Below are 24,323 nucleotides of genomic sequence, written 5' to 3' on the forward strand. Positions count from 1 at the left end.
TGCTCAGCTGCGACGTGATCTGTCTGCATGGAGGGCCCGGCGCAGCGCCTTCAACGGGTACGGGGTCTCCCTGTCCTCTTCCTGGATCTTGACGTAGAAGTCCGTCATCACTGCGGCGAGCGGGGCATGGCGAGAGAGGATCGCCCTGGCCTCTTGCGGTCCGTGCGGTGGGTCCTCCCCTTTCGCACATGCGCGCATAAGCGCCACGCGTTCTTTCCGCTCGTATCCGTATAGAGCCGTGATCAGCCAGTTCACCAGCCAGCTGCGCGTGTAACAGGGATCGTAGGTCCGGTGCAGTTCGAAGAAGCTGGTCTCGGACGGTGACAGATCGAATTGGGAGGAGAGGGCGAGGCCATAGTCGGCGAAGTAGAGGCGTCGCCCGTCGGTCAGGATATTCTGAAAATGGGCGTCGAAGTGCAGGAGCCCGCGAGCGTTCATGAAGGACGTTCCGGCCTCCAGCTCGCCCTCCACCAGGGAACAAGCCCGGTCAGCGGACTCTTCATCAGCCTGTAGCTGCTCGGTGAGCCACTCGTGGAGCGTGTGAGGGATGTACTCCAGGAACAACGTCAGGCTCGCAGAGGACTGCTGAAGGGCCTCGATACGACGGCGTACCTCCGGCCGGCCTCCCCAATAGGCCACGGCCCGCTCCACGTCCGCGAGTTCTTGCGGAAGCGCGGCCGTGTCCGGCAGCACGCGCCAGTGGTACATCATCGGGAACCCTTGGTACTGCCCTCCGAGCACCCAGTTCGTCGTCATGGTGTGAACGGCGAGCTCCCGCCACGCCCCGAAACCAGGCCCACCGACGCCGTACTGGCAGAAGGTGGGAAGCCCGAACAGGTTGGCCGTGGACCGTACATGCTCCGGCAGCCGCTCCATATCCGTAAGCGGCACACGCTTCACGAAGACCGGCTTCCCATCAACCTCCAGCAGCGCAGACCTCCCGCCGATGCCGGAGCCAAGCGGCACGGCGGTGTCCACGAGTTCGCCCAGTCGGCGATCACTTCGCAGGGCGAGGAACGTGGAGACACTGCTGTAGGCAGCCAAGCGCGCGTGTGCCGGCACATCGGGATACTCGACCGCTACCTGCATCGGAATGCCGACCTCGTCTCCACCATGCCCACGAGTGTCCACCAGTTGCCTCTGCACTGTAGATGAAGGTCGATGAGGAGATCGGCGGAGTCGACGGACTGGGCAGGCTGCCACGGTCCAGCGTCCGCACTCGCGCACCTACCCCCTGACAGAGCCGCAGCCTCGAATTACAAGGCCTACCTCCGACGCCGCCGGGTCACCAGAGCGACATCCCTGGCGGCCCAATGCCCGCTGAAGCCGTCGGTGCGGCCCGGCACGGGACAGCCCCGCATCCCGTTCTCGGCGCACAGCTACCTTGTACCGAGGGCCAGGGGTAGGAGACAGGGGCCCAGATCCCCGTGGGTTCAGGAAAACCGAAGGTCCTTCAGCGCGAACCCACGGGTCCACCGGTGTACGTCAGGCCGATGCATCCGTGGGTTCGGGTGAGACACGAGGTTGCTGAGCGGTCCGAACGGCTTCGGCGTAGCGTCGGCTTCAGGTCATGACGGACGCCCGCCCGACTGCCAGTTGTGCACCTCAATGTCGGCGTACTGGTCCAGGGTCAGGATGGCACGTGCCGTCTCCGGGTCAGGCGCCCGGACCAGCACCGCCGTGCCCAGCCAGGTGACGCCGTCGTCGGACAGCAACGGCCCGTAGGCGATCAGGTCGTCCCGGTCGGGTGGCACCGCGAGGTCGGCGGCCTGACCCGAACCGAGGCCGAGCACCAGGTACCGGTTGCCACCGGTCCGGCCACCAGGGAAGTCCCACATGGTGCGCCCCAGCATGTTGCGCCACCGTCGCAGCAATACGTCCCGATAGGCGCCGGCCTGGTAGTTCGGCTCGTTGAAGGCGAACGCGCGGGCGGCGGCGGGATCGGGCAGGTCGACGATGTGCACGCTGCCGGTGGGTGTGTCGCCGTCATCGGTGAGGGTCGGCCCCCGGGCGATCATCTCTTTCGCGTACCGGTCCATATAAGACCAATGGTCTTCCAGTAACTCGTCGCGCAGCGGTAGAGATCCGGGCCGGTCGCGGTGGTAGCAGAAAAACTCCATGCCCAAAGGATCTCTTCAAGGAGGCGACCAGGTCCAGCGGGTTTCACTGCGATGGCTGCTCGGCAGCCTCATCCCGAAGGCCGACCTGCGTCGACCACCTTCAGTTTGAGCGCGGACCCCTTGCCCCACGTCCACTTGATGCCCTGGCCGTCCGGCCAGCCCGGCTGCCCGAGAGGCGCGGTGAGTGCGTCGAGGTAGGTGTTGAGGGCGGTGGAGGAGGTAGGTGTTGAGGGCGGTGGAGCCCACGTGCAGGCGCGCGGGGGGGGCGGCCAGGGCGGCCGTCTCGCCGATGTTGACGGCGCCCTTGGGGTAGCACTCCGCGAAGTGGGTCGCGCCGTTGAACCCGTACTTGCAGTTGGAGTAGTGGTCGGCGAAGTCCAGGCCGGGCGAGGCGGCCAGGACGGTCTGCACACCGCGAGCCGGACGGTTGCCCACGTTGGTGAACCGGACCGGTTCGGCAACGTTGCTGCCGACCTTCAGGTTGGTGTGGTCGGCGAGGCGGTCGAGGCCGAAGGACGGCAGCGCCGCCGATGCCCACAGCAGACGGCTGAAGGGATCGGCCAGGACCGGCACGTTCATGCCATGGCGTTTGTGCTTGCCGGAGCAATAGATAGGGGTTGTCGGCGGCGATGCGGTCGATCGGCAGCGGGGTGCAGTCCAGGATGACGAATGCCTTCAATTGCATGGTGTTCATCGCCTCGGCCAGCGTCGGGGCGAGGGCGGCCAGGCCCTCGACGGCTTCGTGTATGAAGCGGTAAACCGTCGCGATGCCGAGACCGGCAGCGAGCTGAGCGTAGGTATCACCGCTTCGGAGGCGGGCCAGAACGAGCAGGGCCCTGACGGCCGGACGTCAGACGGCGCCACCGTGTACCGATCTCCCGTCGCCGGCAGACGAGTTGCCCAGTCAGGAAACGCAGGGTGCGACTGGACAGGCCGATCGACAAGGGAAGGACAAGCACACGAAGCTCCTGGAAGCACGGTGCATCTGGGTCATGAAACCGTCCACCAAGAGCTTCGTCGCTCCGCAGTCCCGCCCAACTCATAGCCGATCCAGCCAGGTTGAGAGAGGCTCGCGGTCACGCAACAGGAAGTTCCGCCTCACGAGCCAAGTTTCCGACGCCTGCGCGACACCCGGAACCGAACAACGACTCGCTCTTGACCCGCCCTCAGACGGACGCTGCACGACAGCCTCCCGGCTCCATGGCCAGTGCACCGAAACCGCATCCTGCCGGGCCCGGTCGGCCTCCGGGTTCGAAGAACCGTCGCCCCGTCCACCACAAGAAGGGCACCCAACGCCGTCGTGGGAGTGGCTCCGACACCGTTGGCAGAGCCCCGTAGTCTGCTCTGAGGCAGGACGGCATGATCTTCGGCGGGACACTCATGACAGACGACAGCAGGTCCAGCACAGATGTCCGCGGCGGCCACATCGGGCTGACCGTGACGATCATCGCCCTGATCGTCATCACCAGTCTCTCGGGCCCCCGCTGGACTTTGATCGTCGCGGGGAGTTCCACCGCTTGGTTCATCCTCGCGCTGACACTCATCCACATCAGCGGCGGACGCGGCAGAGAGGCCGTTCGACGAGCCTATGTCGCTACCTTCGGCTGGGGCGACTACGTCACCCCCTGATGGAGTTGAACGACAGGCTCAATACCCCGGGCCAACAGACGCTCGTGGCATGCCTCAAGGTCAGTGACCTGGAACTCCAGAGTGAAGCTTCCATTCGCGGCGGCGGCCATCGCCCCGGGCACCATCGACTCCATGCCCTGTGTAGAGAAGAACGACAGGACGGCGGCGGGGACCGTCACCCGGGCGAAGGAGCCACCTTCGGCATCTGTGCCCAGGACCGCGGTGTACGACGCCGCGAGGGTTGGGCGACAGCCAGCCGGACCCGTTCGCGAAGGAGTTGATGCTCCACGCCGTGGCGGCGCTCCGGCCCCGCACCGGACGAAAAACACGTTGGCCGGCCGCCGCCGAGCTGCGACCGTATCCCCTGTTTCCCAGGCGGAGGACATTTGTTCGTTTTCGTGTGTGCGGGGTGCGGCGCCAGGCTGACCACCCCGCTGTCCCAGGTCGCCCTGCCGGCCCACGCTCATCAGAAGTACGGGAACGGGATCCAGCTCCCGGTGCTCATGGAACCGGGCACGTTCGCCGTGGACCCGGAGCCCTGGGGGCCGCCGTGGCGGAGGTGGGAGGAGATCGATCCGGACGAGGCGGCGGCCCGCGGTCTCTACGCGCCGGTCTACGCCGTGTCTGACGGCGCGCCCGGCGCGGTCGTCATCGCACCCGGAGATACCCGCGGCACCTTGCTGATCCCGGAGAAAGGCGGCGGCTACTGCTGCGGCCTCGACGGGGCCGACGGCCCCAACATGGCCTGCGAGGCGTGCGGCCTGCCCGTGGCGACCAGGATCGACGACTGCTCGCTCTGGCAGGCGGTGTGGCTGGCCCCGAACGCCGTGCGCCGCCGCCCCGTCGACGACACCAACGCCGCACCGCTTTCCTGGGCAGAGCTGATGGCGGAGAGGAAGGGCACGCTCCCGTTCGAGCCGATCACCACATGGGGATCGCTGCGGGGGCTGGACCACTGGTGGTCCTGGAGTCCGCAGTGGGAGGCTGCGGCCGGCCGGGCGCTCGCCCACCTGCTGGCGGCCTCGGAAGGCCGGCCGGTGACCGTCCCGGACGGCATCATCGCGGAAGTGTTCCAACGCGCCCTCGACGCCCTGCTGCCCGCGGGTCCGTCGGCGCGGCGCGCCGTCCTGGCCGGACCGGAACAGCCCGCCCCCGACACGGACGCCGACATCCTCCTCGTGCCGGTCCATCCGCAGACGGGGGAAACCTGGACCCCGGCCGACCAGGCCAGCTCGGCATACCCGGTGCCGCTGCCGTTCGGGGTGTGGCTGTGGCTGGCCTTCCCCGAGCCGTACCTGCCCGTCCCCGCATCGGGCGGCATGCCCGACGGCGTGCTCCGCGACGACCCGCCCGCGCCGCACCCCCATCACCTGTTCCGGGCCGACCCGGGAGCCTTCCACCACACCCTGGTCCGGCTGCCGGCCGTCCGCAGCCCGTGGCTGCGCGAAATCCTCGAGAACCTCACGCAGCACATGCGCGCCTGCCTCTTCTAGGGCGTGTCCGATGAATCGTGTGACAGACGGTCGTTCGGGTCGTTCTGTTCGACGTGGGGCGGGGTGATATCTCTGACGCGGAGTGGGTGCTGCTCGAACCGCATCTGCCGAAGAACAGGGGCCGGGGCAGACGCTGGAAGAGCCATCGCGTGGTAATCAATGGGATCTTGTTCCGGTCGCGCACAAGCACCAGCGGGCCACCCGGCGCCGCCGCGGAAGTGCGGGCGGCAGGCCCACCGGCTTTGATCGAGACGCGGCGCCCTGCCGATCTGCTTCCCGGCCGGGAGGCATCGACACTGACAACGTGGCTGTCGAAGCGGCCTGGTCGAAGTCGTCTGCCGCGACCGTGCGCCATTCTCTGAAGGCGTCGCCGCCGGCGCTCCGGAGGCCGTCCAGGTCGCGGACCGGTGGCACCTGTGGCACAACCTCAGCGCGGCCGCCGAGCGAACCGTCACGCGGTACCGCCGCTGCCTGCGCGCCGTCGTCTCCGAATCACCCGAGCCCGAGCCCGCTCCGACCCTGGGGGAAGAGGGTTGCGTCTGGGAGAACGTCAGGGCAGAGTCAGGATGCGGGGGCCCTGGTCGGTGATGGCGACGGTGTGCTCGATGTGGGCGGCCCGGCTGCCGTCGGTGGTGCGCAGGGTCCAGCCGTCGATATCGGTGCGGTAGGCGTTCTGCCCGCCGGCCATGAGCATGGGTTCGATGGCTAGGACCAGGCCGTGACGGAGGGGGAAGCCGCGGCCGGGGCGGCCGCGGTTGGGGACGTGAGGGTCTTCGTGCATGCGGCGGCCGATTCCGTGGCCGCCGAAGTCGGCTGGCATGCCGCAGGCCGCCTTGCGGGCGACGGTGTCGATGGCGTGGGAGATGTCGCCGATGCGACTGCCTACCTGGGCGGCGGCAATGCCGGCGTCGAGGGCTCGCTGGGTGGCGTCGATCAGATCGAGGTCGCCGGGGCGTGGCGTTCCGACGGTGAAGGTGATGGCCGCGTCGCCGGCCCAGCCGTCGAGCTGGGCGCCGCAGTCGATGCTCACCAGGTCGCCGTCCCGCAGCCGGTAGCCGGTAGGGATGCCGTGTGACACGGCGTCGTTGACGGACGTGCAGATCACAGCCGGGAAAGCGACCGGGGCGAAGGACGGCCGGTATCCGAGGAACGGGGAGCCGGCTCCGGCCTCGGCCAGAACCGACCGGGCTGCTTCGTCCAGTTCCTGCAGGGACACCCCCACGCCGGCTGCTTCTCTGACTGCGGCCAGGGCGCGGGCCACCACACGTCCGGCTTCCCGCATCGCGTCCAATGCGGCATCGGTCTTGATCTCCACCATGTGTTTGACTCCCTGCGGCACGTCGACCCAATACTTATACCGGTATTAGTATCACGGTCACGGTGAGGGCTTCTCTGACACCGTGGGAACGGGAACGCGGCGAGCGCTTCGGCACGCTGCTGCGTCGAGCGCGTGGCAGCCGCAGCATGGCGGAGGTGGCGGCCGGGGTGGGGGTTTCCGCGGAGACCCTGCGCGAGATCGAAACCGGCCGGGCTCCGACTCCCGCCTTCTTCACCGTCGCGGCTCCGACTCCCGTCTTCTTCACCGTCGCGGCCCCGCCCCCGCCTTCTACACCGTCGCGGCCCCGCCCCCGCCTTCTGCACCGTCGCGGCCCTGGCCGTCGCGCTGCACGTGCCCCTGGACGAGTTTGCGGCCGCGTGCGCGCATGACCCGGACTGGCAGGAACCGGCGCTCTCGGCTTGAGGTGTGGGCATCGCCGCACCCCGTATCGCCCAACCAACCTTCGGTGGCACGAATTTGAGGGTGCTCAAACTCCGCTCACACGGATCAGTCTTCAGTGACACAGGACAGCGACGGAGAGCGGCCGTTGCGCGGAAGTTGAGCCAGAACCCGAATTTCGGCAGCGGTTGTTCACCGTCTCGGGAGGCGGCCGGATCAGTCCGGGGGTGGTGTTCACTAGAACGGGAGGCACCGGGCGGCTGGTCTTGCTCCAGAACGTCGCCTCGATCCACCTTCCGATCACGCCCTTCCGGACGACAGACCCTGGGCTGTCCGCAAGGGCGGGGCCTCGTCAGCGGGGACGTCCGGGGAGGCGAAGTGGAACGGCACCCCAAGTCGGTCGGCCAGGGCACGGCCCGCCTCAACGGCGGTGGCTCCCGGCCGCGGGGTCGCCAAGGCAGTAGTAGACGGTCGCCAGGTGGCCTTCTCCGAACGTCGTCAGTACGCCCCGAACGACCAGAAGACGCCCACCTCGTCGTCGGCCACCGCGATCAGCCATGGTCCTCGAAGAAGTCGAGGCCGTTGACGGTAATCGCAGGTGCGGAAGCCATGGGATTCAGTGCCCTGGAGGCCCGCTGCGAGGAAGTCCGGGGCCGGGTCAGAGGCGGCGGCCGTCGCGTTGGTCCAGTAGCGCGCGGTGGGCCAGTACCGCTCGAGCAGGGTTCGGGCATCCGCCAGCACGGCGTCCCGGTCCGGGCGGGAGCGGATGGGGGCAGGCTCCGACCGCTATTCCTCGGCCATGATGACGAGCGCGGTGCCCGCGGCCTGCGCCTCCAGGGGTACAGGCGGTCGGGAAACTCTGGTGCGTCCGGGGGGCGAAGGGTTACGCGGGCACCGTGCGGCGGGCGGCGTTGGTGCGGTCCCCCTCCAGTCGGACCCAGCCCCGGGGGTCGGGGACCGACCGGTGCAGCACGGCGTGGACGTCGTGCGCCCAGCCCTCGTGCCGCCGAGGGCCGGTGGCCGCGAAGGTGCACGTGTCGTCGAGCAGCCGCAGCGCCGCCGCGTTCCAGGGACACCGGCGGGAGCGGAACTCCGCCACCAGACTGCCGAGTTGGCAGGCAAAGATGCCCTTCGGTTCCCAGAGGATGCGCCGGAGCTGGCCGAGGGCCCAGTGGCCGAGTTCGCCCCCTCCTTCCGCCGCGAGGCAGATCAGCCCCTGCGGGAGCGGGAGTTCCGTTCCGTCCCAGAGCACCTCCAGGTGCGCATCGAGCAGGTCCAGGGCGGCCTGGTCGGCAGGCAGGGACATTTCGCCACTCCAGGCCGTCACTTTCGGAATGTGCCGACCCGGGGGATCAGACGTCCAGGTATGGCAACACACAGCGAGGCGGCACAGCCGTGACGACCCTCTCGCCGACCAAACCTCGAGACACTCTGAAACGTCGGGTGAACCAGGGATTCTTCGCGCTCAATGTGTGTCATGAGACAGTCGGCTGGTCACGAGCCACGCGCTTGGCCTCGAGGTTAGGGCCTGTCCGGCAAATCTTGCCGGACAGGCCCCTGGCCCCAAGGGGGCTCAGCGCTTGAGCGTGAAGGTGAAGTCGCCGGAGAGCTTACCGCTCAGCCTGACTGCCGAAACGAGTTTCCCCTCCGTGATCAGTCTCTCGACCTCGGCCCGCGAAAGACCGCAACCTTCAGCGATCAGTCGCACCGGCCGGACAGGGATCCGCGCCGCAAAGTGGACCGATACATCGATCACCTCGCGGTCCAGGTGATCCGGCTCGCCGGTGTCGAGGCGCCAGGCGTTGTCCCACTCGAGGGCGATGCGATTGCGGCGCCGCACGACCGGATCCTGGAGCAGCTCAGCTGTCAGGCCAGGGTCGTTGTCATGCAGCCGGTCCAGCAGCTCAGGTCGTACGGAGCGCACATTCATCCGCTCCAGGACCGTGAGCTTTGCAGTTTCCCCGCAAGCGGTGCAGAGCGTGAGGAGCCAGGCGTCGATGAGCTTGTGGTTTGCGTTGACGCGAAATCTACCGCTTGCCCGGAAGCGCTCGGACGCGCACGCGTGGCAACGGCGGAGAACGAGCGGCAGGCAGGTGGGCACGACCACCCAGTTTTTGAGCACAGAAGTACACCGGTTTCAGTGAGAAGTCCGCAGCAAAAAGCAGCGCGGCGCAGATGCGCGACGCGCAATGAATCAGCGCTCGGGAGGTCTCACAGGGTGTACAACGGCACGTCCTTGACCAGACGACTTGGCTCGGCAGCACGGTAATGGCGCACAGCGGCGCTGTTCCACTCGTTTTCGAGCGCCTCACCGCCTAGGGCGCTGCCGGTACTCCCCACACTGCCGGGCCCGGTGCGGCCGATACGACGCCCCGGCCCGGCCACCTGGGCGCCATGGTCTTCGCCATGCTCGCCGTCGCCGGGCAGACCGAGCGCGACTACATCCGGGCGAAGACCCTCGAAGGCCAGGTCACCGCAGCGGCCAAGGACAAGCACGGCGGACGGCCGAAAGCCATCGACGACGACATGCTCACCTTCGCCGTCGCGCTGAAGAACAAGGACGTCCCCGTCCCCGAGATCGCGAAGAAGCTGTCATCAAGACAGGGAAGAACGCGGGCAAGAACCCCTCGGTCGCCTCGCTCTACCGGGCGCTCGCCGAGGCCGAGGGAACCGACGCGTCGGCGGAGGCGCACCTCGTCGGCCCCGCCGCCCCCTCCGCGCCCGGATCACCGGCCCCGGCAGCGGCAGCGACACCGGCCCGGAGGGGATGGAACGGCTTGCCGGCACCGGTCAGTTCACGCCCAGTCGTTCAGCTCGTGGTGTTCATCCCGAAGTCCGCCAGTGCATGACAGCATCGCTGCCATGGACTACAGATATGCCGCTGCGGCTGATGCCCCGGCCATGGCTGCACTCTTCGCGGCCAATCATTACGACTCCCTCACGGAACAGGAGCGCGCTGACCAAGGCTTCGTGCAAGGTGACCTCGACGTCGGCACATTGCGCTCGATGGCCGACGACGGGAGCCTTCTCGTCGCGGATGACGCCGGACGCCTAGCTGGTCTGCTCGGTCTTGCCGCACCGGGCACCGTGCCGAGTCCGCCCCCGCCGGTGCAGACGCTGTTGAGTGCACAGGACTCGTTGCAGTGGCAGGGACACTCGCTCCGTGCCACACGCTGGCTGCTCTATGGGCCTGTGGTGGTCGCTGCCGCCTACCGAGGGAAGGGGGTGGCTCGGGGGCTGTTCACCGCGGCGATCCAGGCGGCCTCGGAGCGGGCCGACGTGGTGGTGGCGTTCATCGAACTGGCCAACCAGGCGTCATGGAAGGTCCATGTCGACGGTTTCGGCATGACCCCTCTGGGCGAATTCGTCATCGGCGATCGCGCCTATGGCGTGGTCGGCGCATCCGCCAGGCAGTCAGCGCCACCTGGAACCTGAGCAGGTTTAGGTCTTGCCCGAAGCCACCCGCTCCTGCCTCCGCTTCGCCCACAAGCGCATCGCCGGCCTTGAAGGTGAGTTTCTGGAGCTTCTCTGTGCGCGCGGTCTGCCGTGTGTCTTCTTCCGCGTCCTTGACCGCTTTGTGGGCGCGGTCCAGGGCGCGCCCGGCCTTGAACACCGCGGCGCCGACCTTGATGGATTTGGCCGGCTCCTCAGCGAGCCGGGGCAGATCAGTCGTCGGACGCAGCGTGGCAATGACGGTCTCGTTCACGGCCATCCGAGATCAGTCGAACAACGGCGTTTCGGTCTCGTTCCACCCGCCCAGAGGCGGCCATCGCAGCGCGATGAGCCCATTGGACAGCGGCCTGGCGTCACAGATGTCAACCACCGTCCCCAGGAAGATCCGCCGTACCTGTTCCTGGAGAATGCCGGAGTCTGCTCCGGGCCCGGTCAGCACTCCCCGGAGCATCCACCCGGGGCCATCACAGCCGACGAAGCGGACCGCGACCGAGGCACTGCCGGATTCGCCCGCAGGTATCGTGCTCCGAATCTCCGTTCCGAGTTGTCCTGTGGTCTCTCGAACCTCGCCGCCCCGGGCCGCGATCTTCGCCGCCAGTTCGCCCAGGCTCCAGTCCCACAACCCGCCCTCCGGCGCACTGAAGAGCTGCAACTGCAGGTGAGAACCCCCCACCCTCAGCGTGATGCCAGAGGCGTCGTCGCCCTGGCCTTGCGCATCAATCCCCTCGGGTCGGATCTCTACGCCCGGGACCACAGGCACACGCAGGGCGCCGAGGTCGATCCGGCCACCCTCGACGGCACTGTTCTCGACTTCGGTCACATCCCAGGGCCCCACGTGACCGTCCCGCACCTGCCCGCGGGCGAGCTCGCCGGAGACCAGGGCTCCCGCATACTCGGCCTCTGCCCGCGCCAGCAGCTCTTCCAGGTCCGACTCAGAGAGCTGAGAACGCAGCATCGCAGCGTGCAGCAGTGCCGCGAGGTTGTACAGAGTGCCCAGGCCTTTGGCGTCCGCCTCGGCTCCAGCATCGAAGTCGCCGAGCAGCCCCCGCGTGAGGAGCACGGCGTCATCCGCAGTGCCCGCGAATCGATCCTCGCCGACGTCCGGCAACAGGCTGCGTACGACCTCCTCAAGCCGGTCGCCTCCGCCCGGCCGCGCGGCCTCCATCTCGTGCGCCCACAGGCCGTAGGCGTGGGCGATCACCGCGGTCGGTGACGCGTGGTCCCAAGCAGCAGCCGTGCGCCTGCCGTCCTCGGAGAGGATGGGCTCGCTCTGCTCGAACTGCCGCAGAATGGCCCTGGCCTCGTCCTGCATGTCCTGATCCTCGTCATCTGCGTCGCCGTATCGCTCGGGAGATGGCCGTACCGACCACCATCTCCAGCGTGGCGATGGAAGTCATCGGTTCCTGAACACCAGCGTGCTGGAGGGCGACGTCCGCCACATTCTGCGTCACCGTAGCGACCTTGTCCGCGCTCGCCGTCGTGTCCTTTCCGCTCTCCCCCGCACTGGCCGCTGCACACGGCGAGATCCCGCGCTTGCAACGTGTGATCCAGCCACATAACCCGAGGGCCTGACAGGATCGCTGGGCTGCAGGGCTTACGATCCAGAGCGCAATCCCAGAACACTGTGCTCCACCAGGCCCGGGGGAAGATCGCTCTTCCCTGAAACCCGAGCAGTCAACTCCACGAGTCCGGCCCGCAGGTCGGCCGCTGCCTCACCAAGGACGATCGCGCTGGTGATCAGCTCGAGCATCAGACGGTCGTACTCGTCGCCCATGCTCCGATAGCGCTCGACATCGGCCTCCACCACAGCAGAGACGATGCTCCTCCCACCACCAATCACGGAGGCAAAGGACGCCTCATAGACGCCGTGACCGGTCCAACTCCGGTGCATGAAGAGGACATCGCCTTCGACGAAGACGTTCCACTTCTCATCCATGTCCCGGGCTCGATATCCGCGCTGGATGCGGCCCCAGTCCTCGTCGGTCCAGACACGATCCGGCAACTGAGACATCGGCCTGGGCGTGTTGATCGGCTGGAGGCGCCGGAACGACTCTCGGGTGAGCGGGGCATCGGCAGTCATGACGTGATCCTACGGATGCACCACTCCAACAGGACAGCGCATTGATTCCAACTGGGCAGAGGGTGAAACTCAGTTGCCTTTCGGACGCGCCCTCGGTTCCTGAACAGCGACTTTGCAAGGCTCCTTCACCTCTACCCCAGACAACCTCAGCGCTTCGGCTTCGACGCCAATCCGAATATCGACCCGGCCGCCATCCCCACCCTCGAGTCCCGCGAATGGATCAAGAAGGGCGAGCCACCGGGAATGACGACAAAGCCTCCGGAGCCGACCGGTCCCGGAGGCTCGCCCCTTGCTCCGCAAACGCGCTCAACGAACAGGGCTCGCCGGCGTCACGCGGCGGCCTGTTTCGTCGGCGCCGCGAGCAGTGAGTCCGGGCCGTCGCGCAGTTCGTGCCGGTCCTTTCCCAAGCGCCCGTTGCAGGGCGGCTCGGTGAGGACATGTCGTATGGCTTTGATCACTCTTGGGCGCACAGGACACCACAACATCACGGGTTGTCACTTCGGCCGCGACCGTGATCATCAGGGGGTATCTGTGAATGTGCCAGATGGGCTCTGCCTGCCATCGTCAGCACGTTTGCCGTGCTGCTTCCACCGGCGAAGGCCGTCAGTGCCCGCACGGGGCCCCGGCCGCAGCGTCTTACGTAGGCCGTGCCGCAGGTCGGAGGCCTCCTCGCGGGGACTTCAATTGCCACGATGTATCCCACGACAAGTGCGTCACGCACGGCAACAGCACCGACAAGCCCGAGTGGGTCAAACCACTTCGCTCTGTGCCGTCGCGGCACCGTCCATGTCGTCGGTGCCGACGTGGAGAACGGCGCGCCTGCCGGCACCCTCACCTGCGCCGAGGCGGTCAACGGGTACGCCCTCCAGGGCGAGCGGTCCGTCCTGTTCGAGCAGTACATCGAGAAGATCAACGCCACCGGCACCATCAAAGACAGGACTAGGTTCTTGATCAACCGGTGGAACCAGTCGAGCGCCACAGGAACGGCTCTGCACAAGGCACCGCGCGGGCGGCGTGCCAGGTCAAGTGGCCGAACTGCTCCGCCGACGGCAAGGACCGCGACGCATACCCGTTCAGCACCACGAAGGAAGGAGGCAAGAACGCCATTGGCAACTACTCGGCCCGGGCCCTGGGACAGCACAGACAACCAGAAGGCGGGATCACGGCCCGCCACCTGGTACAACGACGACCGCATCCTCGACGAAGACGCCCTCTACGTGACGTGAAGTAACCGCAGGAGCGGGGCGCCCCGCCCGCAGCCCGCCCCGCTCAGCGCCTCACGGCGACAGTTGGATCACGAAACGTTCGAAGAACCGGTAGGCCTCCAGTTCCTCCTGCGCGTCCTCTTCCTGTGGGCCCGCCCAGACACGCACCCGATAGGGTCCGGGCGAGGTGAGGGCCTGCTCGTCGCCGGCCGGCTCTCGCATCAGGTTGACCAGTTGGATCCGCCCGGACTCGTAAGACACGGAGGCCACTTCCCAGATCGCCCCGAATCCGTCCCCGAGCGACCCGTCGGGCGCCGAGTCCCAGATCTCCACCCGGACCTTGGCCAGTTGGTCTTCGAGATCCGACGCGACCACCACGGAGTCTTCATGGACCAAGAACGCGGAGTTGCCGGGAATCCGGGCGGCGGTGATGTCGGGGGGTGGAGCCGGGCTCGTCCTCGGAGACCCACAGCGGGGTGCCGTCCGGGACGGACAGGAACTGCGCGTTCCCGCCGAACGCCTTGTGCTTCTGGCTGAACCACCTGTCGTTGCCGTTGGCACGTAGACAGATAGACGGGTAGGCAGCCTCCAGTTCGGACCGTTCTGGGCAGCCGGACCTCCGTGCTCTCTCAGCCGGCGTGGAGGATCCGAAAGCGATCGGGTTCCGCCGGATCTCGATCAACGACTTGGACTGGCGTCCAAGCCCATTGCCAAACGCTGATGCCTGGCATGCGGGAGAACTGGATCTGTCCGCGGGTGCCTTCGACTGCAACACGCGTCCAGGATTCGGCAGTACGCGCCCGGTTCGCGCCGTGAGAACGCAGCACCTCGGCGAGGACGACGACCGTGTCGTAGCCCTCGAAGGCGACGAAGGAGGGCGCTTCGGCCAGCCGCTCACGGAGGGCCGTCTCGACTCGTGCGCCGAGTGGGCTGAAGCGCTCGGGCAGATAGCGCAAGAACGGGATCGCGGCGCTGTCGTCGCCCAGCAACGTCGCCCATTCGGCGAACTCCGGCTGCCCGGCCGGAGCGCCAATCATGATCTCGGCGAGGCGCTGGTCGCGGCGGACGGACTTGACGACCGACACGGCCGGCTCAGGGTGGCCGACCAGAAGAAGGAGGGCTGTCGCGCGATTGTCGACGAGTTCGTCGCACACGGCCGTGGGGGCGAGCGTGCGCATGTCGAGTTCGATGACGGTGCCGCCGCGTGGAGCGAGATAGTCCCGCAGAATGCGGGCCCCCGATGCCCAGTAGACACTCGACTCGGCTGCCACGGCGATTCGATTGTGGCCCGTGCCGAGGAGGAAGTCTGCGTAGATCTGCCAGCCGTGGGACTGCGCCGGGGCGAGGCGCGCGACCCATTCCGTTGGCTGTTCGGTGAGCGCGTCGAGAACCGCTGACGAGCAGAGGAACGGCAGGCCGAGGGCGTCGGCCCTGGCAGCGGCGGCGCGAGCGACAACGCTGTGATACTCCCCCGCCAAGGCAGCCACACCCAGGCGAGCCAATTCATCTACGGCCGCCGCGGCCCTCTGCGGATCAGCCGCGGTGTCTCGGACCACCAGCTCGAGCGGTCTTCCGACGATCCCGCCGGCGTCATTGACTTCGCGAACGGCCAGCTCGAGTCCAGCGAGCAAGTGTTGGCCTGCCTCGACCCAGCCGGGCCGAGTCAGCGGAACGAGAGCCCCGATCTGCACGGATGATCCGTCGGTCCGCTCCGCTCCAAGTGGCGATGGTGGCGTATTCATGCGTTGGCGTCTCCCGAGTGACGGTTCGGTCGAAGATTGCCCGGATCACAGAGTGAACGTCAGTGGCGCCGAGAGTAGCCGAGCCGAGAATGGCCAGCTTCGGCGCACCGTCCTGTGACCGTCAGCCGGCCTTCGCACCCTCGCGCCGTCGGTCGATCCCGAACGGACGATCACCCTGGTGCGATCAAGGCGCTGACGGGTCGGAGTGCCTCACTCACAGTTCAGCCCAGGCCCGCGACCAGCTGCTTCAGGATGGAACGAGCCCAATGTGACCCAGGGCCATACAGCTACGAACTGCCCCCGGTGGCAGCATTCTTGGGCCGTTGGGCCGAGCCGCAAGCCCAGGGCATCCAGCAGGGTCCGCCGCCTGCTCAACGACCAGTGGGCCCTCAGGGACAACAGAGAAAGGGCCACACCAGACCGCCCCGATGGGGTCCTCCGACGCGCCGTCGGATCCGCACATACGTCGTAACGGCCCGCCGATCGACGAGGGTTCTACTCTTTCACCCGAACGTTGATCATGGCGGTGTGGGGAAAACGCTTCGATGCGCCTCACGTCGGCCCGGATGTGAGGAAGGGCCAGAATGGCCAATGCGGTCCGACATATCAGTACGCGTGTGGTGGTAATAGAGAGCATTCCCCTGATTCTGGGCGGCTTACGTTACGCGCTCGAAGATGGCGGGATCACCGTCGCCGCAGGGACCCACGACCCGCACGCCGGCGTGCGGGCGGTCCGGGAGGAGAAGCCCGATGTGGTCATCGTCGACCTCGATTTACCCGGCCGCGCGGGAGTCGGGCTGCTCCAGCAACTGCGGCAGCACCACCCGGCGCCGCGACTGGTCGCCGCGGTGTCCCCGGAGCACGACGACGACAGCCTGCTGCTGACCACACTGATGGCGGGGGCCACGGGCTACCTGCTCAAGAACACGGAGACGGTGGACGTGCTGCGCACCGTGCGGGCCGTGCAGCGGGGGTACGTCACGCTGGGCCCGCGGGCCGGCGACGAACTCTCCGCCCTCTTGGTGCGCCTGACGGAAGCCGACGGCACACTCCCGTTCCCAGAACTCACGAACCGGGAACGAGAGGTGCTGCGATTGGTCTCGCTCGGATACGGAAACCGCCGAATAGCACAGGAGCTGTTCATATCGGAGAAGACCGTACGCAATTACGTCTCGGCCATCCTGCCAAAAATTCATGTCTCCAGTCGGCTGGAGGCCATTGTGTCCGCACGGCTGGCCGGCCTGGAAACGGCCGACCCCGGCACGGGCTCCGCAGGTAAGTAAGGCGCAGCAGCGGCACAGTTGAACAGCCGTGGCCGACGGAACCGGTGCCCGGAGCGGGGAGCGTCACATGCCGTGGGTGATGAGGTCGGCTGCCACAAGCCGGCGCACGCTGTCGCTCACCTGCCGGTTGACCTCCTCCGAGTCGGCCGGGAGACCGACCGCTCGGGCGTAAGCCGTGTGTACCGAGCCCAGGTCACGCCCGTCGCACAGGGAGTAGACCGTCCACGAGCGCGCGTTCAGCCAGTGCATTCGGGCCGACCGCGTGGGGCTCACCACAAGTTGTCCCAGGCCGGGCAGGGCGCATGCGTCCACCGGGATGATTCGCTGGAGGATGCCTCCTGGGGGAGTCTCCGGCGACTGCCACGGTTCGGCCCGCCGGGTCGTCGCCGCCGCACGGTCATGGGGCCGCGGCGCGTCGTCGTCCACCAGACGGAACGCAGTGAGGAGCCAGCGGGCGAACCGGTGCCCGTTCTCGGTGAGCGCCTGTTCCGGCAGCGACAGCACGCACTCGGCGAGGTAACGGGCCCGTTCCGCACTGGTCCGGTACTGCCCGCTGCGGGCGGCGGGGGTGCCGGGGCTGGGCTCGTCGAGGTCCTCGACCGACGGGGGCGGGCCGAACCGCTTGTGGACCGCTTCACCTGCGGCGGCCGCCGCAGCGCGGAAGACCAGCAGGTGCACGTAGAAATGCAGGGCGACGAACACCCGGATGACCGTCCACGAACCGATCCGCCACGGGATCGGGACGCGCTCGGTGGCGTTCCTGACCACGGAGCCCGTACGGAGCGCGTCGAACAGCTTGAGGTGGGCGCCCTCGTGCAGCAGGCTCTCGGCGGCGAGCCACGGAGACGTGCAGCGTTCGGGCGCCAGCAGCACCGTCGAGGGAAGCGGGTCGCCGCCGGACATGGACTGCAGGGGGCCCTCTTCGCTCTCCCTGTGCGTGAAGCCCACCATGGTGACGTGCCCGAGTACACCGGCTCCTGCGGCGGGCAGCAGTGCCGCGAGGAGTTCCGCGCCCTCCCGCAGGACGGCGCGGACGCTGTCCGCCGGATCGACCGGGCCTGCCGCCCGGCTGTCGCCGAGCGCGCCACGGTACAGCTCCATGAGGCGCCCGGCCAGCATCTCCTGCGAACTGCCGTGTGGGGCCGGCTCGGTCAGCACCCAGGCATCCCCGAGACCGGGCCAGGCACTCCGGTACGGACGGGTGAGGGCTTCGCAGGGCCCCATGCAGGACGGGGCGTCCGCCGCCGGGGCCGGCACGTAACCGCTCGCGTAGGCGCCGAACGAACTGTGTCCGAGTCGGCCGCTCTCCAGTCGCGCGAGGTCGACCTCGAAGCAGTTGCGCAGCACCGGGTCGTACAGCAGCGGACGGAGGTGTTCGTCGGCCGCCGCGGCCGTTGTCCGCAGCATGTCCGCTGCTTCGCCGTCATGCCGCGCCAGCATGGTCAGACCCAGCCGGAACCGAGCGAGGTTGCGCTCGCCGATGGCCGCGGAGTCGCCGAACTGCCGATCGGCGCAGAGCATGGTGTCGGCCTGTGCCACCCGGTCGGTGACCGGTTTGTCGGCGGAAGGTGAAGCGGGCAACGAGAACCGTCCTTCGGGGCCGGGCGGCGGACGTGGACAAAAGACATCGGCACCGGGCCCTCTCTCGGGCCCGGTGCCGACGGGAGGGGCCGCGCGTCAGGCGGTCCGGACCGCCTGGTACGACGGGAGCCAGGCACGCTCCTCCGGTGCGTCGACGGCAACTTCCGGGGCTTCGTCGTCAAGGTAGGTGTGCGGAGCCAGGTCGGGGGTCTCGATGTGGTCTACCAGCATGTCCGGTCCCTTCGGTCGTCTGTGGGCGGAGCGGGCCCGGGCAGGGCGGATGGCATCCCGCCCGGATGGGTCATTCTCCGGCACCCCGCGTCCCGCACCGATGAGACCGTTGTCCTGAATTTTGTCCCAAGCCCCGGCACACACGCTGATGGGCTTACGCCTCGGGCGTAACAACGGACTGGCTCGCGGGGTGCCCGGCACGCTGCTGCCCGTGACCTCCGCCCCCGCCCTCGCCCCGGAACAGCGCGCCACCTACCGGGAAGTGCTGGCCAACCGGCGCTTCCGGCTGCTGTTCGTGACCCGGACCCTGACGGTCACGGCCGACTCGCTGCGGATCATGACCCTTTCGGTGCTCGTCTTCGCGACGACCGGCTCACCCCTGCTGGGCGCCCTGACGTTCGGCATCGGCTTCCTACCGCAACTCGCCGGTTCGCTCTTCCTCAGCTCGCTCGCCGACCGCGCCCGCCCGTCACGGCGGGTTACGGCCTCCAGTGCGCGGCAGCCGCTGTCATGGGGGTGGCCCACCTGCCGGTGGCGGCGGTCCTGGTCCTCATCGCCGCCGTGGCCTGCTTGACCCCCGCCTTCAGCGGCGTGACCAACCGACTCATCGCCGAGACGCTCACCGGTGACGCCTACGTCCTGGGACGCTCGTTGCCCAACATGTCCGCGTCCGCGGCACAATTGCTCGGCCTGGCCGGCGGCGGTGCCGCGGTCGAGTTCCTTGGCCCGCGGACCGCGCTCCTGCTCAGCGCGGGCGCCTACTTGGCCGCCGCGGTCGCCGTTCGCCTCCGGCTGCCCGACCTGCCCGCGCCTGAGCAGGCGGTACGGCACGGACCGCGGCAGGGCTCGGGCTCGTTGCTGCGCCATAGTTGGTCCGGCAGCACGAAGCTGCTTGCCGAACGGAGGGTCCGCGCGCTCCTGCTCGCCCACTGGCTGCCGCCCGCGTTTGTCGCCGGCGCCGAGAGCCTGATCGTCCCGTCCGCGGGCGGTCGCGGCATGGCCGCCGGTTCGGCCGGCCTGCTGCTGGCCTGTCTGCCGGTCGGCATGCTCGCCGGTGACTTGGCCGTCGGCCGTTTCGTCCGTCCCGCCGTACGGGAACGCCTGGTCGCTGCGCTGGTGGTGGTCATCGGCCTGCCGCTGGCAGGCTTCGCGCTCGGTCCGCCGTGGGTGGTGTGCGGGGCCCTCCTGCTGGTCACCGGACCGGGTTCGCCTACGCACTCGGACTCCAGCGCCCCTTCCTCGATGCGGTCCCTGAGGCCCGCCGCGGCCAGGCGTTCGGTCTGCTCACCGCCGGGCTGATGTCCGCGCAGGGAGCGGGACCGATGGTGTTCGGGGCCGTCGCCGAGTTCACCGACGTCGACGTGGCCATCGCCCTCGCCGGTCTCGCGACAGTGTGCGTGGCCATGTGTGTGGCCCCGTGGCGCACGAGACACGGCCAGTAGGGCCGGATCCCTGTGGGCCTGATGCCACGGCAACCTGGGACTCAGCTGTGGACCGTCGCAACTCGGCCTGCACACCGAGGCACCGGTGTGATGAGGCTGCAGGTGGGATGAGGTTGTCGGTGGGCTGAGGTCACGATATCGGCGCAGGATGGTGTTCGCGGAAACGATCAGATACGGACACCGAAGCCCGACCCGTGGAAGCCGGTGCAGGGGCGCAGCGTTCTTGCGAGTGGCAGCGGCACTGCCCGGAGCGACCAGGGACGGCTTCGTCGACGGGCGCAGGCCGGCAAGCGGACAACGCGGAGGATCGCCGGGTACGGGCCCGCGTCGAGCATGCCGTCGGCCGCGTGAAGCACTACCCGATCCTCCGCGACTGCCGGCAGCGAGGCAATAGCCTCCATCACGCGGTCCAGGCCGTGGCCCATAAATCGCGTGATCATGGAAGAGGACCGAGTGGTAGCGTCGCCCGCATGCCTGAACTGATCGCACCCACAGACCGGCTGCAGTCCTCATGGCTCGCGGCGCGTGACGAGTGGTCTCCAGGTGCCCACCAGGACGGGACGGGCCTGCGCCTCGCGCCTGATGCCGGCCTCGACGGCCCCGAGGTTTTCTCGGAGTGGGTCGAACGACTGCGACAGCAGTCGGACAGGTCGGTTGCCGTCGGAGAAGAGAGCGTCCATGCCACCCATTGGTGGATCGTCGAGGGCGACAGCTACCTGGGGGCCATCGATCTGCGCCACTACCTGAACGCCTTTCTGCTCGACGTCGGCGGGCACATCGGCTACAGCATCCGGCCCTCCTTCCGCAGACGCGGCCTGGCTACCTGGGCCCTCGGGGCGGTTCTGCCAGAGGCCCGTGCACTCGGCCTGGATCGAGTCCTCGTCACCTGCGACGACGACAACGTCGCATCGGCACGCAGCATCGAACGCAACGGTGGTGTCCTGGAAGATGTCCGCACAACCAACGCGGGCACCAAGCGCCGCTACTGGATCACTCTGTAGGCAGTGCCTTCTCTGGGGGCGCAACAAGTGTGGTGCTGTCGCTGAATCGGACGACCCCTTGGTCGCCGGCCCCTTCCGGCTGCCGGTGGCCGATTTCCTGGAGCGTCCAGGTGTTTCCGTCCGGGTCGGCGAAGTCTGCGAAGCTGGCGTAGTCCCGGCGGTCGGGGTCGGGGTCCTACGCCCAATCGCCTTTCCAGTCGGCAATCAGTGCTTGTGCCAGATGCTGCTGACCTTGACGTTCCGCATGTTGCAGCTGACACCGCCGGGCTCGGCCCGCCCGATCCAGATCGATGTCGGCCTCGCCGATGCCCCACCGGGGTCGGCACGCGCCGTCCACCTGGCCGTTGCCGACGGGGTGGTAATCGACGTCGAGGACTAGGCGCGGACTAGGCGCTGTTTCTCGGATCTCCTGACGTGGGTGGGGTGTTGGGGTCAGGCCGGTGGTATGCGCCGTGGGGATCTGACCAATGCGGAGTGGGATCGGCTGGAGTCGTTCTTGCCTCGTTGTGGTGTGCGTGAGGCCGGTGGAGCGATGACCGTCGGGTGATCAACGGGGTCGTCTACCGGGAAAGTCCAGGCTGCCGAGGACACTGCGGGCCAGATCGACCGGGACGTGTCGTCGGTGGACTCAACAGCAGTGCCGGCTCACCAGCATGCCGCCGGCGCGAGGAAAGCGCCGCCGGCCGCGGTTGTCCAAAAGCCAGCCGTGCGGGGGACGAACCCAGCCGATCCGGTCCTGCGGAAACTGGCCGCCCGGCTGGAGGAGGTGGTCTGATCGGCGAATGCCTGGGACGCTCCCGCGGAGGCTTCACCACCAAAATCCACCCCGCCGCGGAGGGGCGATGCCGACCCCTCGCCCTCGTCCAGACACCCGGACACTACAGTGACGGCCCCCAGTTGGAGCGTGTACTGGCGCAGGTTTCCGTGCCCCGCACCGGAGTCGGACGGCCTCGCACCCGCCCCGACCATGTCCTGGCAGACAAGACCTACACGTCCCGAAGCAACCGCCGGTACCTGCGACGACGTGGAATCCGGCACACCATCCCCGAACGTCCCGACCAGCAAAAGCACCGTCGCAACCGCGGCTCTCGCGGCGGGCGTCCAACGGGCTTCGACAGCGAGCACTACAAGAAACGCAACACTGTCGAACGCGCTGTCAACCGGTTGAAGGGCTTCCGAGCCGTCGCCACCCGCTACGAGAAACGCGCCTACACCTACCTCGGCACCGTCACACTCGCAGCATTCCTGATCTGGCTCCGCACATGATCCGAGAAACAGTGCCAAGCTGATGACCAACCTGTCGGCCTTCGATGTCGTCTACTTGCGGAGCCTTCTCCGGGATTGCGATCACGCGGAGCGGGAGGCCACGCGGGGCGCGAAGTTGCCCGGTCGGGACGCGAGCTGGGTCACGAACACGGAGGGCATGGGCAACGGCCGCGCGTGGACGCCCGTCACTCGGCACGGCATGGATGTCGTCGGTGCCGGAACCACGGCCGAGTTCTTCGTGATCCGGCTCGCCTGGGGCTACGACTAGGCTGGGTTGAACAGGGTCGGCCTCCAGGCGTACCGGAATAGCCGGGGGCACGTTGTTGGGACCGCCGCAGGCGCCCATGTGCAGCCTCCGACCCCGTACGTCACGTTTCCAGCGGGCTCCGGCCAACCCCAGCTCCTTGCTCCTCACTGCTTACAGAAGGTCACTGTCATGAAGAACGAGCGGGAATTCTTTTCACCGGACGCCATGCAGTGGCGCACCGGGCCGCAGCCCGGGACCACCGAGAGGATCCTGAGCAGGGACGAGGCCGATCCGGAGGTGCTGACCCGGGTGGTGCGCTGGGAGCCCGGCCTCGACACCTCGCCCTCCGGCGTGATCCGGCACGAGTGGGTCGAGGAGGTCTATCTGCTCGAAGGCGACCTGCACGACCTGACCCTGGATCAGACCTTCTGCGCCGGAGACTTCGCGGCCCGGCCTCCAGGCATGGAACACGGCCCGTACCGGACAACCGGAGGCTGCGTGATGTTGGAGATCCGCTACCGGCCGTAGAGCGTGCGCCGAGTTCGGGTCTTCAGTGGAGGCTACGGAGCCAGATGATCGCACCGCGTAGGTGGAGTCCGGCGAAGCTGGTCGGGGGCTTGTCGTTGCGGGTGGGGGGCGAGTCCGCGCCACTCCTTGATCTTTTCGATGATCGTCCGCCCGTCTGGGTTCGCAACCTGTCTCATCAGTTGGTGGTCCTGCAGCGACCTGACGACCCGTCGCTCATGCGTGTGGCCGCCGAGCACCTGTGGCTGCACGGATCGGACTGGAATCGCGTAGCAGCGGACCTGACGAGGCGGGCAGACGCCCTGGAAGCCGGCTGGAGTTGGGACGCGATCTCCATGACGCAAGCCAGAGGCGGATCGACGCCAAGGTGACGGTGACGTGGAAGACGCTTCCGCACCAGCGTGGGCTGGCTGACCCCGAGCCCTGGCAGCGGCGGACGGCCGTCCGTCGCGCTCGCTGCGCATCTGGGACGACGCAATGGGCTCAGGAGCGCGGCGGCAAGACCTCGATCACCGTGGCCGTGCCGGCAACAGATCGGGATTCGTGCATGGTGATCACATCGCCGCACTTCAGATGCCTCCACTGCTCGAGGCTCATGGGAGCCAGCCGAACGTCGGCGGTCCCTCCCGGGCCCAGTTCCTGCGCGTACTCCGCCCACACCCTTGCGATGCTCAGCTCTCGTTCTCCGCCGGCACTGTGATTACCGATGTCCCACATCGGCCGGAGCCGACCGTCACCGGAAAAGGCAGTCCGGCGTCGGCCCTCCTACGCACCCACCAGGCTCAGGGTTGCCCGGACGATGCCGTGCCGGACTTCCCAGCCCCGCCACTCGCACCAACGGCGGCCGCGGTCGAGCATCATTCGGCGAGCGGCCTCGGTGAGGAGTTTCCAGAAGTCCACGGACGCGGGGTGGACATCTCCGATCTCGATGAGTGCGCCGAGCACCATCTCCCACTCCTGGCGCCCGACGTCCTCGCGAACATCCCCGACCGTCTGGTCGTTCTCTGCCACGGCGTCCTCGGGCAGTAGGTCGACGCCGAAGGAGTGTGAACGCGTCATCCATGCGCTGTATCGTCCCCTGTCTCCCGGCGCCCGCTCATGGGCGACCCTGGAAGGCCAACAGGGCGAGCAGCGGTCCCCGGACCGTTCCGCCCGAGGCCGATCGCGGTGAGGGCGCCGGTGTTCCCGCACGTGCGGCAACTCGTGTCGGTATGCACGCGCGCCTGTCCTGTGGCCGCAGCGGGACTTCTTCACGGGCGTCAAAGGCCGCTCAGGCACCGGTGCTGTGGGCACGGCGCCGACGCGCAG

General features: G+C 68.0%; 25 protein-coding genes and 7 pseudogenes. 15 read left to right on the forward strand and 17 right to left on the reverse strand.

The genetic code is table 11. The annotated features are described in order from the left end of the window. Positions 1–3: 3 nt before the first annotated feature. The 3 genes and pseudogenes from ABZ656_RS16450 to ABZ656_RS16460 form a co-directional block, all read right to left on the reverse strand. Positions 4–1,089, reverse strand: coding sequence for a protein kinase family protein (locus tag ABZ656_RS16450; protein WP_360268568.1), 1,086 nt, complete (start codon positions 1,087–1,089; stop codon positions 4–6). A gap of 479 nt (positions 1,090–1,568) precedes the next feature. Then, positions 1,569–2,120, reverse strand: a complete 552-nt coding sequence (locus ABZ656_RS16455) for a YciI family protein (protein WP_101406587.1) — start codon at positions 2,118–2,120, stop codon at positions 1,569–1,571. Between the two features lie 516 nt (positions 2,121–2,636). Continuing rightward, a pseudogene (locus ABZ656_RS16460) lies at positions 2,637–3,079 on the reverse strand (transposase family protein); the annotation flags it as partial. Positions 3,080–3,500: 421 nt separating this feature from the next. On the opposite strand from ABZ656_RS16460, the gene ABZ656_RS16465 reads away from it, so the two are divergent. From ABZ656_RS16465 to ABZ656_RS16480, 4 genes and pseudogenes are all read left to right on the forward strand, one after another. Continuing rightward, on the forward strand, positions 3,501–3,749 hold the full coding sequence (locus tag ABZ656_RS16465; RefSeq protein ID WP_101408322.1) for a hypothetical protein: 249 nt from the start codon (positions 3,501–3,503) through the stop codon (positions 3,747–3,749). Between the two features lie 386 nt (positions 3,750–4,135). Continuing rightward, a complete protein-coding gene (locus ABZ656_RS16470) occupies positions 4,136–5,242 on the forward strand; it encodes a hypothetical protein (protein WP_360268572.1) in 1,107 nt (368 codons plus the stop codon). A gap of 53 nt (positions 5,243–5,295) precedes the next feature. Further along, positions 5,296–5,427: pseudogene (locus ABZ656_RS16475) on the forward strand (transposase); the annotation flags it as partial. An 81-nt stretch (positions 5,428–5,508) separates the two neighbouring features. Beyond that, positions 5,509–5,671, forward strand: a pseudogene (locus tag ABZ656_RS16480) (transposase); the annotation flags it as partial. Positions 5,672–5,792: 121 nt separating this feature from the next. Here ABZ656_RS16480 and map read toward each other — a convergent pair. Then, on the reverse strand, positions 5,793–6,560 hold the full coding sequence (map, locus tag ABZ656_RS16485) for a type I methionyl aminopeptidase (RefSeq protein WP_360268575.1): 768 nt from the start codon (positions 6,558–6,560) through the stop codon (positions 5,793–5,795). 50 nt (positions 6,561–6,610) lie between these two features. Here map and ABZ656_RS16490 point away from each other — a divergent pair. Further along, positions 6,611–6,805, forward strand: a pseudogene (locus ABZ656_RS16490) (helix-turn-helix transcriptional regulator); the annotation flags it as partial. A gap of 652 nt (positions 6,806–7,457) precedes the next feature. Here the strand turns inward: ABZ656_RS16490 and ABZ656_RS16495 are convergent. From ABZ656_RS16495 to ABZ656_RS16510, 4 genes are all read right to left on the reverse strand, one after another. After that, entirely contained in the window at positions 7,458–7,700 is a 243-nt protein-coding gene (locus ABZ656_RS16495; protein WP_360268578.1) for a hypothetical protein, read from the reverse strand. A 142-nt stretch (positions 7,701–7,842) separates the two neighbouring features. Continuing rightward, complete coding sequence (locus ABZ656_RS16500) at positions 7,843–8,265, reverse strand: hypothetical protein (RefSeq protein WP_360268581.1); 423 nt, start codon at positions 8,263–8,265, stop codon at positions 7,843–7,845. 267 nt (positions 8,266–8,532) lie between these two features. Continuing rightward, a complete protein-coding gene (locus ABZ656_RS16505) occupies positions 8,533–9,081 on the reverse strand; it encodes a DUF1062 domain-containing protein (RefSeq protein WP_101406592.1) in 549 nt (182 codons plus the stop codon). Positions 9,082–9,170: 89 nt separating this feature from the next. Beyond that, positions 9,171–9,455, reverse strand: a complete 285-nt coding sequence (locus ABZ656_RS16510) for a hypothetical protein (protein ID WP_360268584.1) — start codon at positions 9,453–9,455, stop codon at positions 9,171–9,173. Between the two features lie 366 nt (positions 9,456–9,821). Between ABZ656_RS16510 and ABZ656_RS16515 the strand changes: the two genes are divergently transcribed. After that, positions 9,822–10,394, forward strand: a complete 573-nt coding sequence (locus tag ABZ656_RS16515) for a GNAT family N-acetyltransferase (RefSeq protein WP_101406593.1) — start codon at positions 9,822–9,824, stop codon at positions 10,392–10,394. Here the strand turns inward: ABZ656_RS16515 and ABZ656_RS16520 are convergent. From ABZ656_RS16520 to ABZ656_RS16545, 6 genes and pseudogenes are all read right to left on the reverse strand, one after another. Next, the gene (locus ABZ656_RS16520) at positions 10,327–10,671 is read right to left on the reverse strand and encodes a hypothetical protein (protein ID WP_360268587.1); all 345 of its coding nucleotides are present in this window, start codon (positions 10,669–10,671) and stop codon (positions 10,327–10,329) included. The two genes, ABZ656_RS16515 and ABZ656_RS16520, sit on opposite strands and share 68 nt — an antisense overlap. 6 nt (positions 10,672–10,677) lie before the next feature. Next, positions 10,678–11,724 carry a DUF3710 domain-containing protein gene (locus ABZ656_RS16525; RefSeq protein WP_360268590.1) on the reverse strand — a complete coding sequence of 349 codons (1,047 nt, stop codon included), beginning with the start codon at positions 11,722–11,724 and terminating at the stop codon, positions 10,678–10,680. 282 nt (positions 11,725–12,006) lie between these two features. After that, the gene (locus tag ABZ656_RS16530) at positions 12,007–12,492 is read right to left on the reverse strand and encodes a hypothetical protein (RefSeq protein WP_180362629.1); all 486 of its coding nucleotides are present in this window, start codon (positions 12,490–12,492) and stop codon (positions 12,007–12,009) included. A 1,277-nt stretch (positions 12,493–13,769) separates the two neighbouring features. After that, complete coding sequence (locus tag ABZ656_RS16535; protein WP_101406596.1) at positions 13,770–14,075, reverse strand: hypothetical protein; 306 nt, start codon at positions 14,073–14,075, stop codon at positions 13,770–13,772. 61 nt (positions 14,076–14,136) lie between these two features. Next, a pseudogene (locus ABZ656_RS16540) lies at positions 14,137–14,250 on the reverse strand (IS5/IS1182 family transposase); the annotation flags it as partial. A 76-nt stretch (positions 14,251–14,326) separates the two neighbouring features. Then, positions 14,327–15,439, reverse strand: coding sequence for an ABC transporter substrate-binding protein (locus ABZ656_RS16545; RefSeq protein WP_360268593.1), 1,113 nt, complete (start codon positions 15,437–15,439; stop codon positions 14,327–14,329). A gap of 584 nt (positions 15,440–16,023) precedes the next feature. Between ABZ656_RS16545 and ABZ656_RS16550 the strand changes: the two genes are divergently transcribed. Beyond that, on the forward strand, positions 16,024–16,722 hold the full coding sequence (locus ABZ656_RS16550) for a response regulator transcription factor (RefSeq protein ID WP_360268596.1): 699 nt from the start codon (positions 16,024–16,026) through the stop codon (positions 16,720–16,722). 63 nt (positions 16,723–16,785) lie between these two features. On the opposite strand, the gene ABZ656_RS16555 is transcribed toward ABZ656_RS16550, so the two are convergent. Together ABZ656_RS16555 and ABZ656_RS16560 are read right to left on the reverse strand one after the other, a co-directional pair. Then, complete coding sequence (locus tag ABZ656_RS16555) at positions 16,786–18,303, reverse strand: HEXXH motif-containing putative peptide modification protein (protein ID WP_360268599.1); 1,518 nt, start codon at positions 18,301–18,303, stop codon at positions 16,786–16,788. A gap of 96 nt (positions 18,304–18,399) precedes the next feature. Next, positions 18,400–18,534 (reverse strand): hypothetical protein, encoded by a 135-nt coding sequence (locus tag ABZ656_RS16560; protein WP_360268602.1) that lies wholly within the window; start codon positions 18,532–18,534, stop codon positions 18,400–18,402. A gap of 211 nt (positions 18,535–18,745) precedes the next feature. Between ABZ656_RS16560 and ABZ656_RS16565 the strand changes: the two genes are divergently transcribed. The 8 genes and pseudogenes from ABZ656_RS16565 to ABZ656_RS16600 all read left to right on the forward strand — a co-directional run bounded on the left by ABZ656_RS16565 (position 18,746) and on the right by ABZ656_RS16600 (position 23,018). Beyond that, a complete protein-coding gene (locus ABZ656_RS16565) occupies positions 18,746–19,108 on the forward strand; it encodes a hypothetical protein (RefSeq protein ID WP_360268605.1) in 363 nt (120 codons plus the stop codon). Then, positions 19,045–19,833 carry an MFS transporter gene (locus ABZ656_RS16570; RefSeq protein ID WP_360268608.1) on the forward strand — a complete coding sequence of 263 codons (789 nt, stop codon included), beginning with the start codon at positions 19,045–19,047 and terminating at the stop codon, positions 19,831–19,833. The genes ABZ656_RS16565 and ABZ656_RS16570 overlap by 64 nt, the downstream gene beginning before the upstream one ends. 424 nt (positions 19,834–20,257) lie before the next feature. Beyond that, a pseudogene (locus tag ABZ656_RS16575) lies at positions 20,258–20,401 on the forward strand (IS5/IS1182 family transposase); the annotation flags it as partial. Positions 20,402–20,446: 45 nt separating this feature from the next. Beyond that, positions 20,447–20,977: a GNAT family N-acetyltransferase gene (locus tag ABZ656_RS16580; RefSeq protein WP_101406600.1), complete on the forward strand. Its 531-nt coding sequence runs from the start codon at positions 20,447–20,449 to the stop codon at positions 20,975–20,977. A 220-nt stretch (positions 20,978–21,197) separates the two neighbouring features. Continuing rightward, positions 21,198–21,356, forward strand: a complete 159-nt coding sequence (locus ABZ656_RS16585; protein WP_180362630.1) for a hypothetical protein — start codon at positions 21,198–21,200, stop codon at positions 21,354–21,356. 66 nt (positions 21,357–21,422) lie between these two features. Then, positions 21,423–22,243: pseudogene (locus tag ABZ656_RS16590) on the forward strand (IS5 family transposase). 22 nt (positions 22,244–22,265) lie between these two features. Continuing rightward, positions 22,266–22,511 (forward strand): hypothetical protein, encoded by a 246-nt coding sequence (locus tag ABZ656_RS16595; RefSeq protein ID WP_360268611.1) that lies wholly within the window; start codon positions 22,266–22,268, stop codon positions 22,509–22,511. Positions 22,512–22,679: 168 nt separating this feature from the next. Beyond that, the gene (locus ABZ656_RS16600; protein WP_101406602.1) at positions 22,680–23,018 is read left to right on the forward strand and encodes a cupin domain-containing protein; all 339 of its coding nucleotides are present in this window, start codon (positions 22,680–22,682) and stop codon (positions 23,016–23,018) included. A 762-nt stretch (positions 23,019–23,780) separates the two neighbouring features. On the opposite strand, the gene ABZ656_RS16605 is transcribed toward ABZ656_RS16600, so the two are convergent. Then, positions 23,781–24,074 carry a hypothetical protein gene (locus tag ABZ656_RS16605; RefSeq protein ID WP_360268615.1) on the reverse strand — a complete coding sequence of 98 codons (294 nt, stop codon included), beginning with the start codon at positions 24,072–24,074 and terminating at the stop codon, positions 23,781–23,783. Positions 24,075–24,323: the final 249 nt, after the last annotated feature.

Source organism: Streptomyces sp. NPDC007095, from assembly GCF_040634475.1.
In the GTDB taxonomy this organism is placed as follows: Bacteria; Actinomycetota; Actinomycetes; order Streptomycetales; family Streptomycetaceae; genus Streptomyces.